The sequence below is a fragment of the Macrococcus epidermidis genome (genome assembly GCF_003259695.1).
GTDB classification, from domain to species: domain Bacteria; phylum Bacillota; class Bacilli; order Staphylococcales; family Staphylococcaceae; genus Macrococcoides; species Macrococcoides epidermidis.
The window spans coordinates 1,112,970-1,126,343 of record NZ_PZJH01000001.1 but is presented as its reverse complement, the minus strand read 5'-3'; the positions used below and the strand labels follow the sequence as shown (position 1 = coordinate 1,126,343).

At 34.3% G+C, this 13,374-nt stretch carries 10 protein-coding genes and 1 other annotated feature; all 10 genes read left to right on the top strand.

All coding sequences use genetic code 11. The features are described from left to right. Positions 1–262 precede the first annotated feature (262 nt). The gene (locus tag BHU61_RS05920) at positions 263–718 is read left to right on the top strand and encodes a hypothetical protein (RefSeq protein WP_111715325.1); all 456 of its coding nucleotides are present in this window, start codon (positions 263–265) and stop codon (positions 716–718) included. Positions 719–854: 136 nt separating this feature from the next. After that, on the top strand, positions 855–1,916 hold the full coding sequence (locus tag BHU61_RS05915) for an AbrB family transcriptional regulator (protein WP_242444222.1): 1,062 nt from the start codon (positions 855–857) through the stop codon (positions 1,914–1,916). 32 nt (positions 1,917–1,948) lie between these two features. Continuing rightward, positions 1,949–2,152: a binding site (T-box leader), on the top strand. 52 nt (positions 2,153–2,204) lie between these two features. Further along, positions 2,205–4,838 carry a valine--tRNA ligase gene (locus BHU61_RS05910; RefSeq protein WP_111715322.1) on the top strand — a complete coding sequence of 878 codons (2,634 nt, stop codon included), beginning with the start codon at positions 2,205–2,207 and terminating at the stop codon, positions 4,836–4,838. Positions 4,839–4,842: 4 nt separating this feature from the next. Beyond that, a complete protein-coding gene (locus tag BHU61_RS05905; RefSeq protein ID WP_111715321.1) occupies positions 4,843–6,105 on the top strand; it encodes a bifunctional folylpolyglutamate synthase/dihydrofolate synthase in 1,263 nt (420 codons plus the stop codon). A 99-nt stretch (positions 6,106–6,204) separates the two neighbouring features. Then, positions 6,205–7,590 (top strand): YfcC family protein, encoded by a 1,386-nt coding sequence (locus tag BHU61_RS05900; protein WP_111715319.1) that lies wholly within the window; start codon positions 6,205–6,207, stop codon positions 7,588–7,590. 93 nt (positions 7,591–7,683) lie between these two features. Next, on the top strand, positions 7,684–8,511 hold the full coding sequence (locus BHU61_RS13745; RefSeq protein WP_111715318.1) for a prepilin peptidase: 828 nt from the start codon (positions 7,684–7,686) through the stop codon (positions 8,509–8,511). Then, the gene (radC, locus tag BHU61_RS05890) at positions 8,511–9,182 is read left to right on the top strand and encodes a RadC family protein (RefSeq protein ID WP_111715316.1); all 672 of its coding nucleotides are present in this window, start codon (positions 8,511–8,513) and stop codon (positions 9,180–9,182) included. The genes BHU61_RS13745 and radC overlap by 1 nt, the downstream gene beginning before the upstream one ends. Next, complete coding sequence (locus BHU61_RS05885) at positions 9,182–9,544, top strand: hypothetical protein (protein ID WP_099580074.1); 363 nt, start codon at positions 9,182–9,184, stop codon at positions 9,542–9,544. Before radC ends, BHU61_RS05885 begins: the two co-directional genes overlap by 1 nt. Positions 9,545–9,885: 341 nt before the next feature. Then, positions 9,886–11,622, top strand: a complete 1,737-nt coding sequence (locus BHU61_RS05880; RefSeq protein ID WP_111715314.1) for an ABC transporter ATP-binding protein — start codon at positions 9,886–9,888, stop codon at positions 11,620–11,622. After that, positions 11,623–13,362, top strand: a complete 1,740-nt coding sequence (locus BHU61_RS05875; RefSeq protein ID WP_111715313.1) for an ABC transporter ATP-binding protein — start codon at positions 11,623–11,625, stop codon at positions 13,360–13,362. It begins immediately after the preceding gene. Positions 13,363–13,374: the final 12 nt, after the last annotated feature.

The following is a 13,374-nucleotide window of genomic DNA, read 5'->3' as shown; positions in this document are numbered from 1 at the left end:
TTGTTCCTTTTTTATTATTATTGTAATTTGAAAGAATATAGTACAATATATTTTATTGAATATAGTGAAAATTTCTTTCGAACAATGTCTGCTACAAATTAAAAATGAAAAAAAAGCATCGCGTTATGCATTGATAATAAAGGTTTTTAGGCACTTTTTGAATTTTTTTCGAGCAAAAATGTTTATAACTATGTTTTTAAGGTTATCTTACTTATGTAATTAATTTTCAATTACATAAAAACAATTTGTGGAGGTAGTTATCATGTCAAACAATAGAAACGATAATAACAGAAATAATCAAGACAGAGATGTAATTTATAATTCAGAAACTGATCGTAACAAAACGCACGTTACGCATCAAGCAGACGGCGACACTTACAAAGATGGCCGTAAAGTTCGTGAAGGTGAACATCATGATAAGGTCGTAGTTGAAGAACATGACCGTGTACGTCATGATCACATCGAACGTGAACCTAAGAAGAAAAGCCCATGGGCATGGTTATTACCATTATTATTACTTGCTTTATTAGCAATCTTAGCGTTAAGTTTCTGTAATAATAAAGATGATAATGATGATAAAGACAAAACAGATACAGAAACAACTACTGAAGAAAAAGCAACGACAGAAGAAGAAACTACTGAAGATGCTACAACTGAAGAAGCTTCAATCAAAAAGTTTGATCTTGCAACAATCACAAACTTTGATTTAGCTGCTTAATATAATTAATTAACAGGACTCGATATGAGTCCTGTTTTTTTGTTATAAGCAATTTATATGTTTTTTTTTTATTCTTCTATATATTAATAGTAACAAATGTTATTTTATCGTATTAAATTTGATGGAAGTGTTTTTTATGAGTTATTTATTATTATTTTTAATCAGTATTACTTTTAGTCTCATATTAGCTCAGATAGGTATGATACTACCATGGTTATTTGGTCCGATTTTAGCTACGATAATGCTCAGGAAATTTACCGCCTTAACATATAGGTGGCCAAAGTGGCTTGGTGATATCGGATTATATATTCTTGGCGCGCAAATTGGTGTATCTTTTACGAAAGAAATTTTTGTAGATATTGCTAATGATTTCTGGTCTGTCATATTTTTAAGTTTAATGATTATTCTTTGTGCTGTTGTTATTTCATTTTTATTTAAACGCATTGTTAATTGTACAACGGAGACTGCTTTACTGGCGTCCATTCCAGGTGCATTAAATCAAATGATCGTAATGGCAGAAGACAATAAAAATGCCAACATCTTAGTAGTAACTCTTGCACAAACGTCTCGTTTATTGTTCGTAATTATGATTGTACCGTTTATTTCTAGTATGACTTCAGACAATCATGAACGTTATCAAATTGATAAAGCAAAGCAGTTATTTGAAGTTGTATCGCTTGATCAAATTGTTATGATTGTTGCGATGATTGCGGCAGGTATATATATTTTAAAGCTTATCCATTTTCCTGTGCCAGATATGTTAGGTCCGACATTTGCCATATTAATCTGGAATTTAAGTACGGGATTAAATTTTACTGTTCCGATGCCATTGATAAACTTTGCACAATTATTGTTTGGTGTACGTATTGGATTGCAAATGTATGATTTATCTAGTCAGATAAATAAAAGATTGTTTATAGGGATTTTTGTACAAAATATACTGCTTATCATATGCGCTATTGTTTTGAGTATCGTTATCAATATTTTTACGGATCATAATTTTAACGATGTTTTCTTAAGTGCAGCACCAGGTGGGATGGCACAGATAATCGTGGTCGCTCTTGAGACAGGGGCAAATGTTGCGATGATATCAAGCTATCATATTTTTAGAATTTTTCTTATTTTATTAATTGTAGCGCCAATGATGTCCTGGTATTTAACGCATAGACTGAATAGTGATATAGGCAGTGGTGATTGACAGTTAAATGATAATCTTATACAATATGTTTAACTAAATATTCCTACAGGAAGAGTAGTTAGATGGATATCAAAGAGAGTGCATGGCTGGTGGAAATGCATATTGAAATTTAACGAAGGTAGCCTGACATAAAATGTGCTTTGAACCTAAGTAGAAGTACACGTGTGAGAGCGTTAATCGAAATGAGTGCAGCGTAAGCTGAATTTAGGTGGTACCACGGTTATCCCGTCCTATTGTTATAGGACGGGATTTTTTTGCAGGAAATTTTGGAATATTAATATTGGAGGAATGACTATGGATACAAAATACAATCCACAACAAGTAGAGCAAGGACGTTACCAGGAATGGTTAGATAAAGGTTTATTTAAAGCGACAGAGGACGATCATAAGAAGCCATTTACTATAGTGATTCCGCCACCGAATGTTACTGGTAAATTGCATATTGGACATGCATGGGATACAACTTTACAAGATATTATTACGCGTATAAAACGCATGCAAGGTTATAACACATTATACTTACCTGGGATGGATCATGCCGGTATTGCGACACAAGCCAAAGTTGAAGCGAAGTTACGTGAAGAAGGTATTTCACGTCATGATATTGGTCGTACAAAATTTTTAGAACATACGATGGATTGGAAAGAAGAATATGCAGGTTTTATTCGTGACCAATGGGCGAAACTTGGCTTAGGGCTAGATTATTCTCGTGAACGATTCACCCTAGATGAAGGATTAAGTGAAGCGGTTAAAGAAGTATTCGTTAAAATGTATGATAAAGGTTTAATTTACCGTGGCGAGCGTATTATTAACTGGGATCCAGCAGCGCGAACTGCATTAAGTGATATCGAAGTTATACATGAGGAAGTTGAAGGCGCATTCTATCATATTAAATATCCATATGCAGAAGGTGAAGGATTTATTGAAATTGCAACAACACGTCCTGAAACATTACTAGGTGATACTGCTGTTGTTGTACATCCAGAAGATGAACGATATAAAGATGTAATCGGTAAAACAGTTATCTTGCCAATCGTTGAACGTGAGTTACCTATTTTAGGTGATGATTATGTAGAGATGGATTTTGGTAGTGGTGCAATGAAAGTTACTCCAGCGCATGATCCAAATGACTTTGAAATCGGTAATCGTCATAATCTAGAACGCATCAATGTAATGAATGAAGACGGTACGATGAACGAATTAGCTGGTAAATATGCTGGTATGGACCGCTTTGAATGTCGTAAGGCGCTTGTGCAAGACTTACAGGATGCTGGTCTGATGATTAAAATTGAGAAACATATGCATCAGGTTGGTCATAGTGAAAGAAGCGGCGCGATTGTAGAACCTTATCTTTCAAAACAATGGTTCGTAAAAATGGCTCCTTTAGCAGAGCAATCATTAGATTTTCAAAAGACTGATGAAAAAATTGAATTTGTTCCGCCACGTTTTGAAGGCACATTTAATCGCTGGATGGAAGGTATCCATGATTGGTGTATATCACGTCAGTTATGGTGGGGACATCAAATTCCTGCATGGTATCACAATGAAACAGGAGAATTATACGTAGGTAAAGAAGCACCTGTTGATAGTGAAAACTGGACACAGGATGAAGATGTTCTAGATACTTGGTTCTCAAGTGCACTATGGCCTTTCTCTACGCTTGGCTGGCCAAATGTGGATGCAGAAGATTTCAAACGTTTCTATCCGACAAATGTGCTTGTTACAGGATATGATATTATCTTCTTCTGGGTTGCTCGTATGATCTTCCAGGGTATTGAATTTACAGAGACGAAACCTTTTAATGAAGTATTGATTCATGGACTGGTGCGTGCCGAAGATGGCCGTAAAATGAGTAAATCATTAGGTAACGGTGTAGATCCGATGGACGTTATTGAACAATATGGTGCTGATAGCTTACGCTACTTCTTAGCAACGGGATCAACTCCTGGTCAGGATTTACGTTATTCTACAGAAAAGATTGAAGCAACATGGAACTTTATCAATAAAATATGGAATGCTTCTCGATTCAGTATTATGAACATCGGAGAAGATTTTAAAGCGAGCGATATTAAATTAGATGGAAAAAAATCACTTGCTGATGAATGGATTTTAACACGTCTAAATGAAACGATAGAAGAAGTAACACGTTTAGCAGATAAGTATGAATTTGGTGAAGTTGGTCGAGTACTATATAATTTCATCTGGGACGAATTCTGTGACTGGTATATTGAAATGAGTAAAATACCGATGAACGGTGAAGATGAAGAAGCAAAACAAATGACGCGTTCAATTTTAGCATATACGTTAGATTCAATTATGCGAATGATGCATCCTTTTATGCCTTTCGTTACAGAAAGCATCTGGCAGAACTTACCGGTTGAAGGTGATTCGATCGTTACAGCGAGCTGGCCGGAAGTGCGTCCTGAGCTTTCGAATATTGAAAGTAAGAAATCTATGGAACAGCTTATGGAAATCATTCGTGCCGTGAGAAATACACGTAATGAAGTGAATACGCCAATGAGTAAGCAGATTCCGATGATGATTAAGACGAATCATCAGGCAACGACTGAACGCCTTGAAACAGAAAGACCTTTTATCGAGCGTTTCTGTAATCCAAGTGAATTAACAATCAGTACTGAAGTTGATATGCCTGAAGAAGTGATGACTACAGCTGTAACAGGTGGATTGGTTATCTTACCATTAGAAGGTTTAATTGACATGGACAAAGAAATTGAACGATTAGAAAAAGAGTTAAAGAAATGGGCTTCAGAGTTAGACCGTGTAAATAAAAAGTTAAGTAATGAAAAGTTCGTATCTAAAGCACCTGAGAAAATAATAAATGAAGAAAAAGAAAAACAAGCACTTTATACAGAAAAATATGAAAGTGTTCAAGCACGATTAAATCAATTGAACAGGAAGTAATCATATGAATTATTTAGAGAGCTTATATTGGATCCATGAACGTTATAAATTTGGTATTAAGCCGGGCATTAAACGTATGGAATGGATGCTTGACCGATTAGATCATCCAGAGAGAAATATTAATGGGATTCATGTAGTAGGTACAAATGGTAAAGGTTCAACCGTAAGTTATTTAAAGAATGCATTAATTGAAAATAACTATTCGGTAGGAACTTTTACATCACCTTATATAGAAACTTTCAATGAACGTATCAGTCTTAATGGTTTGCCGATTACGAATGATGAAATCGTTGAACTGGTAAGTATCGTAAAACCGGTGAGTGAGATGCTTGACGCCGAAACTGATTTAGGAGTCGCTACGGAATTTGAAATCATAACGATGATGATGTTTGTGTATTTTGGTCAGGTTCATCCGGTTGATTTTGTAATCGTAGAAGCGGGTCTTGGCGCTAAGAATGACTCGACCAACGTGTTCATGCCTATCATGACCATCTTAACAAGTATCGGTTTGGATCATACTAATATTATCGGAGATTCTTATCTGGATATTGCGAAAGAAAAATCTGGTGTAATTAAGGCTGGCGTGCCTTTCGTCTATGCTGTCAAAAACGATGAAGCAAAGGCATATTTAAATTCAGTCGTCGAAGAAAAGCACGTAAAAGGTATAAAGCTGGATCGTGATATTCAATGTATTTCAAACGGTAAGGAATTTACGTTCAGATATAAAGACTATGAACTAGAAAATATCGAGCTGAAGATGATCGGTACGCATCAACAGGAAAATGCTTCACTTGCGATTGCGACATTATTAGAGATGTTTGATCGTGGAATGATTATGCTTAATTTCAATAAAATGATCGATGCGATTGAAAACACTACATGGACTGGTCGCATTGAGACTGTTCAGGAGAATCCAACGATTATTCTTGATGGAGCGCATAACAAAGAATCTATTGATGTATTAGTAGATACTATGAAAACATATTATCCTGATCGACGTATCGATGTGTTATTCTCAGCAATTGATGGGAAACCAATCGGCAAGATGCTAAAAGCTCTGGAATCAATTGCCGATACATTTTACGTGACAGCATTTGATTTCCCGAAAGCATTACCGGTTGATACAATATATGAGAATGTAGAGCATGAAAAGAAAGTTAAAATTAAAGACTATGCAGATTTTATTAAATCGTACGATGGAGACTTATTGCTTGTTACAGGAAGTTTATATTTTATCAGTGCGGTAAAAGATAAATTAAAAAAATAATCAATATATTTTTGACAAAGCGTCTATTTATAGATTCTTTGTTTTTTTATGCAGAAATTTCAGAAAATTAGGGAATGGTATTCTAAAGGAGGAATTTATATGGAAAAAAAGTTGAAAATGCCCCATACATATTTTTTATTACTATTGATTGTCTGTGTCGCTGCAGTACTGACATATATTATACCTGCAGGTGAATTTGATAGAAAAGTCGTAGATAAACAAAATATTGTCGTAAATGGGTCATATCATGAAGTGGCACAATCTCCAGCACAGCCAATCGAGATATTTAGAGCTGTTCCACAAGGATTGATTGAAGGCGCGGAAATTATTTTTTACATCTTTATCGTCGGAGGCGCATTTGGTGTTATTCATCGCACAGATGCTATTACAACAGGTGTTAATTCTTTGATGAACCGAATTGGAAAAAATGGTAAATGGTTGATTCCAATAACTATGATTATTTTTAGTATATTAGGATTTTCAATTGGGCTGAGTGAAGAAACGATAATTTTTGTACCGATAGGAATCGCACTTGCTACAGCGCTTGGTTATGATGCGATGGTGGGAGCAAGTATGATTGCACTTGGTGCAGGGATTGGATTCCTGGGAGGCATGATAAACCCTTTCACAGTAGGAATCGCACAGAAGATAGCAGAAGTAAAATTATTTTCTGGTTGGGGTTTTAGAACAGTAGTATATTTACTTGTCCTTATATCTGGGATTGCATATGTGATGTTATATGCAAGAAAAGTAAAAAATGATCCAGGAAAAAGTTTGTTAAATCATATTAATGTTGAAGCACGTAGTACAATGAGTGAGGATGTTTTAAATACTAAATTTGATTCATTTAGAAAGCGACATGCGATCATATTAATATTGCTGACAATAACGATTATTATTAATGTATATGGTATTTTTAAATATGAATGGTTCTTGTCACAAATGAGTGCAAACTTCTTATTGATGGGAATCGTTGCTGGCCTCATCGGAGGGTTAGGCTTAAACGGTACATTTGATGCATTACTTGAAGGGATGAAAGATATTTTATTCGGTGCAATTATCGTAGGATTTGCAAAAGCGATTGTCGTTGTTCTAACGTCAGGAAAAATAATCGATACCATCGTATTCTATATGACTGATTTTATTGATCATCTTCCGACAGCATTTTCAGTCATAGCGATGTTCATAACACAGTTAGTATTAAATTTCTTTATTCCTTCTGGATCAGGTCAAGCAATGACTACTATGCCAATTATGGTACCAATCAGTGATTTACTAGGGATTAACCGACAAGTTGCTGTACTTGCTTTCCAATATGGTGATGCAATCAGTAACAACATCATCCCGACATCTGCTTCTTTGATGGGATTACTTGCAGTAGCGGGTATTCCGTATTCAAAATGGTTAAAATTTGTCTGGAAGATTTCCTTGATCTGGGCTGTAATTTGTCTGTCAAGTTTAATTGTATATACTTATTTTTTCTAGTATTAATATTTGCTTCAAAATTAAAATTCTGTAATTATTTTCTGCAGAATATTGATTTTGAAGCTATTTATTTTATTATTCGTATAAATTTTAATGCAATTATTAAATTGCTGCATTTTTACAACAATTTATTTTTGTTTTATATTAGTCGTGACATTTATTAAAGGAGGAGAAGAAAGTGGATACAAGTTTTATATAATCATCTGGTTTATTTTAGGGTCATGCATTGGTTCATTTATGCTTTGTCTGACTTATGAAACGGATTGTATGTGTCGGAAATCAAGGTGTGACCAATGTCATCACAATCTTGCATGGATGGATTTAATACCGGTATATTCATTCTTATTGAATAGGGGTAGGTGCAGATATTGCAATTGTAAATTATCTAGTAAATATTTAATTTGCGAAATATTAACTGGTTTGGCGCTTGTTCATTTAAGTTTGAATCAGCAATTCAATATTGATTTATTAGCTACAATCGCAATCATGCTTATTCCATTATCAATATATGATACTGAACATTTAAAAATACCTAATATAATGCTAATTTTATTATTTATAACGCTAATGCTGATTAATCTAAAAGACATGTTAATCTATCAAATATATTTTTCCTATGAAGTCTTTCTATTTAAACTACTAATTTTTATACTACTTCATTTATTTTTCTTTCTCTCAAAGTGTATTGGTTATGGAGATATTAAATTATTTTCAATACTTCTTCTATTCTTGCCCATTCCATTTTTTATAGCGTTATTTTTTATAACATATTTAATAGGTGGTCTTAGTTGTATCATCTTTTTAAGTTATAAAACTGGGCTTAAAAAAGTACCACTTATCCCTTTTATAACGACATCATTTTTTGTAGTACTCCTATTATATGAACAAATCAAAATATTGTACTTTGGAGGATTTGTCTGATGATTGATATTCCATTAGATATCGATAAACCAAGAGAACGACTAATGATCTATGGTGCCGATAAGTTAACAAACCAGGAACTGTTATCATTGATTATCGGCACTGGTGTACGCGATGAATCTGTTTACCAAGTTTCAGAAAATTTATTGAATCAAGTAGATAATATTAAGGATTTGAGATATTTAACTTTGCAGGAACTGACACAAGTTAAAGGTATCGGTGACAAAAAAGCAGCAACAATGCTTGCAGTAATAGAACTGGCACAGCGTATGCATACACATTCTCTGGAACAGAGGATTAAGATTAACTCACCTCAATGTGTAGCAGATTTATTGATGGAACGCATGCGATATTTTACTCAGGAGCATTTTATAGTATTGATGTTAAATACAAAGAATTACGTCATACATGAGCATACAATCTTTATCGGATCATTAAATGCATCCATCGTTCATCCGCGTGAAATATTTCGAGAAGCCATTAAAAGAAGTGCGGCGAATATCATTGCAGTTCATAATCATCCATCAGGTTGTGCAGAACCGAGTTATGAAGATATTGAAGCGACACGAAGACTCGTAAGTGTCGGAGAACTCGTCGGCATTGATTTACTGGATCATATTATTATCGGAGATGGCACTTTTGTCAGTATTAAAGAAAGGGGACAATTATAATGGGTCTGGATATGTATATCTACTTAAAAGATAAATCTACTGAAGAAATGATTGAATTCTCTTATTTTAGAAAATTTAACGCGTTACACGGATACTTTGATATCAAATATAACCTGGATAATCCATGTAGTATTGAGATTGCAGAGGATGATCTGACGAATCTCATGTTTAAGGTCAATGCCATACGAATGAATGCTAATGTTGCACCTAAAGCTTTACCGGTGTATTACGGACCATTTTTTGGGAGTTATGACTATGGCTATATTTACTTTGAATATATCGATCAGCTATATAAAGATTTAAAGCGTTTGTTACAGGTTGACCGGAAGAAATATGATATATTCTATCAGGCAGATTATTAGATTTTGTAAATTTATTGTTAATTTTGTTCGTAAAGCGAAATTTATTTGTATGAACTATTGAAATTTTCAGAAGATTAATTTATGATTAAAACAACTAATAAAGAAAGGAGGAAAATACAATGAACAACGTTAGACGACAGTATGTTTATTTATCAACAATTTTATATTTTCCTCCTGCATACGAATCAAAAATAACGCTATAATCTTTTCGACGATATTAATATGGAAATGATTATGTATTTTTTTGATTGTCTGTGGGAGTTAATCCCACTCTAAAAATGTGCACATGCTCATCATTTGAGTATGTGTATTTTTTTATGAGTGAACAAGGAGTGTGACACATGTTAGATGTTTTATTTAAGTTAGGATGGTTTTTCAAGCAGGAAAAAAAGAGATATGTTTTTGCGGTAATCTTACTCCTTTGTGCGAATGTTACAGAGATTATTCCGCCTTGGCTAATTGGAAAAACGATTGATTACGTCAATTTAAAAACGTTAACACAAGATACTTTTAACTGGATATTAATCGTATTTACTGTAACGCTAGTGTTGAGTTATTTAATCAATTACTTATGGCGATATCTTTTGTTTAATGGTTCACAATTGCTAGAAAGTATTATGCGCAAGAAAATTATGGCAAAGTTTTTAACGATGAGTCCGAGTTTTTACGAAAAGAATAGAACTGGTGACCTTATGGCAAAGGCTACAAATGATTTAAGTGCCATTCGTCAAACAGTTGGTTTTGGTATTTTGACATTAATCGATAGTACAACATATATGGTAACAATTATTGCGATGATGGCTATTGCGATTTCTTGGAAATTAACGTTAGCAGCGCTTATTCCTTTACCATTTTTAGCATATATTGAACAACGTCTCGGGAAAATGATTCATGAACGATACACTGTGAGTCAGGATGCATTCGGTGATATGAATGACAGTGTATTGGAATCGATTGAAGGCGTCAGGGTAACACGTGCTTTTGCACAGGAAGAACATTTAGATATTCATTTTAAACATATGACGACTGATGTGGTTAACAAATTTATTCACGTAGAAAAATTAGATGCTCTATTCAAACCGATTACGATAATTGTTACATCGTTAAGTTTTATGATAGGTCTCGGTTATGGGAGTTATCTTGTTAATCAAGGTGAAATTACAGTCGGTGATTTAATTGCCTTCAATGTTTATTTAAATATGCTTGTGTGGCCGATGTTTGCAATTGGATTATTATTTAATATTATGCAACGTGGTAATGCATCATTAGACCGTGTAATGGATACATTAAATACTGAAGATGTCATGGAAGATCCGATTGACGCTTCAATTCCAAAGGATCATCACGTTTCCTTTGATGCTGTAACTTTCCAGTATCCATCAAGTGAAGAAGAAAATTTAAAGGATATTGATATAGAGATAAAGGTAGGCGAAACATTAGGTATTGTTGGTCCTACGGGAAGTGGTAAGACGACTTTAATCAAGCAGATTTTAAAAGAATATCCGATGGGAGCAGGGAACATTTCTATTGGTAATTTAAGCGTGAAAGATTTATCCAAGTATGACGTTCGTAATAAGATAGGCTATGTTTCTCAGGAAAATATATTATTCTCAAGAACAGTAAAAGAAAATATTAAGTTTGGTAAGGAGGATGCGACTGACGCTGAAATTGCAGAAGCAATTCGTCTTGCAAACTTTACAAAAGATATTGAAAGATTGCCTCAAGGGTTAGAAACGCTCGTTGGAGAAAAAGGAATCGCTATTTCAGGTGGACAAAAACAGCGTATTTCTATAGCCCGTGCAATGATAAAAAATCCAGATATATTAATATTAGATGATTCATTAAGTGCTGTAGATGCAAAAACGGAGACAGCGATCATAGAAAATATTCAGGCTTCAAGAAGCGGAAAGACGACGATTATATCAACGCATCGACTTTCAGCTGTACAGCACGCAGATTTAATTGTGGTATTAGATCGCGGAAAAATTATCGAGCGTGGTACTCATGAAGCACTGATTGCGAATAATGGCTGGTACAAGTCGCAATTCGATCGTCAACAGTTGGGAGGTGTCTCTTAAATGTCGACTACTAAACGTTTATATTTAGAGGCCAAGAAAGAGAAAACTTTATTTTTCATAGGTTTTATCATATTATTCTTTGCTGTCATTATGGAGCTCATTGGTCCTGTCATCGGGATGTATATTATCGATCACCATATCAAGACGGCAACAGAAGGTATTATTAATATGCAGCCGATATTTTTATTGTTAGCAGTATATTTCATCATTGCAATTATCTATGCGATATTAAGTTACTATCAAACAATCTATTTCCAGACAGCCGGTTCAAATGTTATCAAACACTTACGTACAAATTTATTCAGTCATATACAGAAACTTCCGATTAAGTTTTTTGATAATTTACCAGCTGGAAAAGTTGTAGCACGTATCACAAATGACACACAGACAATATTAGAGTTGTTCACAGTGATGCTTCCAACATATATTGCTGGTATTACAAATATCGTCGGAATTATTGCAGTAATATTTTATTTTAACTTTAAAGTAGGATTGCTTGCGTTAATTGTAGTGCCATTATTATTTGGCTGGTTATTAATTTACCGTAAGATCAGCGATAAATATAATAATATCGTTCGTGAACGTAATAGTGATATGAATGCCATGTTAAATGAATCAATAAATGGTATGACGATCATTCAAGCATTTAATCAGGAAGAGAAGATTCAGCAGGAATTTAATCAGTTGAATGAAGAATATCTAAAGAATTATAGCAAGATTATTCAACTTGATTCTTTTACGAGTCATAACCTTATGGGTACGATTCGATCATTCGTCTTTTTAGTGATGATTTACATCTTCGGACAATCATTCTTAAGTGATGAAGCAACACTTACTGCTGGTATGATGTATATATTAGTTGATTATTTAACTCGTCTATTTAATCCAATGTTCAATATGGTTAATCAGCTAAGTGTTCTAGAGCAGGCACGTGTTTCAAGCAATCGTGTGTTTGAAATGATGGATGAAACAGCAGAAGAGCAGGAAGATAATATCATGACGCATTGTACTGGCCATGTGAAATTTGAAGATGTATCATTCGGATATAAACCTGACGAACTTGTATTAAGAAATATTAATATTGATGCTTTACCTGGTGAGACGATTGGTCTCGTTGGTCATACCGGTTCAGGTAAAAGTTCAATTATGAATCTTCTCTTCAGATTTTATGATCCGACAACGGGTAGTATTACAATTGATGGTATTGATACAACGTCTGTTACTAAACAATCGATGCGTCAATTTATGGGTATTGTATTGCAGGATCCGTATCTTTATTCTGGAACGATTCTTTCAAACATCACTTTAAATGATCCTAAAATTACTCGAGAGATGGCGATTGATGCACTGGAACGCGTGGGTGGATATAGAGTGTTACAGTCACTAGAAAATGGAATCGACACTGAAGTAGTAGAACGTGGCTCAACGCTTTCGAGTGGTCAACGCCAGCTAATATCATTTGCAAGGGCACTGGCGTTCAACCCTAAAATATTAATATTAGATGAAGCGACTGCTAGTATTGATTCAGAAACAGAGTCTGTCATTCAGCAAGCAATGGATGTGTTAAAAGAAGGCCGAACAACTTTTATTATTGCACACCGATTATCTACCATTAAACATGCTGATGAAATTATTGTTCTGGATAAAGGGGAAATCATCGAACGTGGTACACATGATATATTAGTCGAAAAAGGCGATGTTTATGGTAAAATGTATGCATTGCAATCCGGTGTGAAATAATCGAGGTGTAAG

What these genes read in the sequence shown, in the direction of transcription:
- BHU61_RS05920 (WP_111715325.1), top strand. Translation starts at nt 263, where the DNA reads ATGTCAAACAATAGAAACGATAATAACAGAAATAATCAAGACAGAGAT.
- BHU61_RS05915 (WP_242444222.1), top strand. Translation starts at nt 855, where the DNA reads ATGAGTTATTTATTATTATTTTTAATCAGTATTACTTTTAGTCTCATA.
- BHU61_RS05910 (WP_111715322.1), top strand. Translation starts at nt 2,205, where the DNA reads ATGACTATGGATACAAAATACAATCCACAACAAGTAGAGCAAGGACGT.
- BHU61_RS05905 (WP_111715321.1), top strand. Translation starts at nt 4,843, where the DNA reads ATGAATTATTTAGAGAGCTTATATTGGATCCATGAACGTTATAAATTT.
- BHU61_RS05900 (WP_111715319.1), top strand. Translation starts at nt 6,205, where the DNA reads ATGGAAAAAAAGTTGAAAATGCCCCATACATATTTTTTATTACTATTG.
- BHU61_RS13745 (WP_111715318.1), top strand. Translation starts at nt 7,684, where the DNA reads ATGCAATTATTAAATTGCTGCATTTTTACAACAATTTATTTTTGTTTT.
- radC (WP_111715316.1), top strand. Translation starts at nt 8,511, where the DNA reads ATGATTGATATTCCATTAGATATCGATAAACCAAGAGAACGACTAATG.
- BHU61_RS05885 (WP_099580074.1), top strand. Translation starts at nt 9,182, where the DNA reads ATGGGTCTGGATATGTATATCTACTTAAAAGATAAATCTACTGAAGAA.
- BHU61_RS05880 (WP_111715314.1), top strand. Translation starts at nt 9,886, where the DNA reads ATGTTAGATGTTTTATTTAAGTTAGGATGGTTTTTCAAGCAGGAAAAA.
- BHU61_RS05875 (WP_111715313.1), top strand. Translation starts at nt 11,623, where the DNA reads ATGTCGACTACTAAACGTTTATATTTAGAGGCCAAGAAAGAGAAAACT.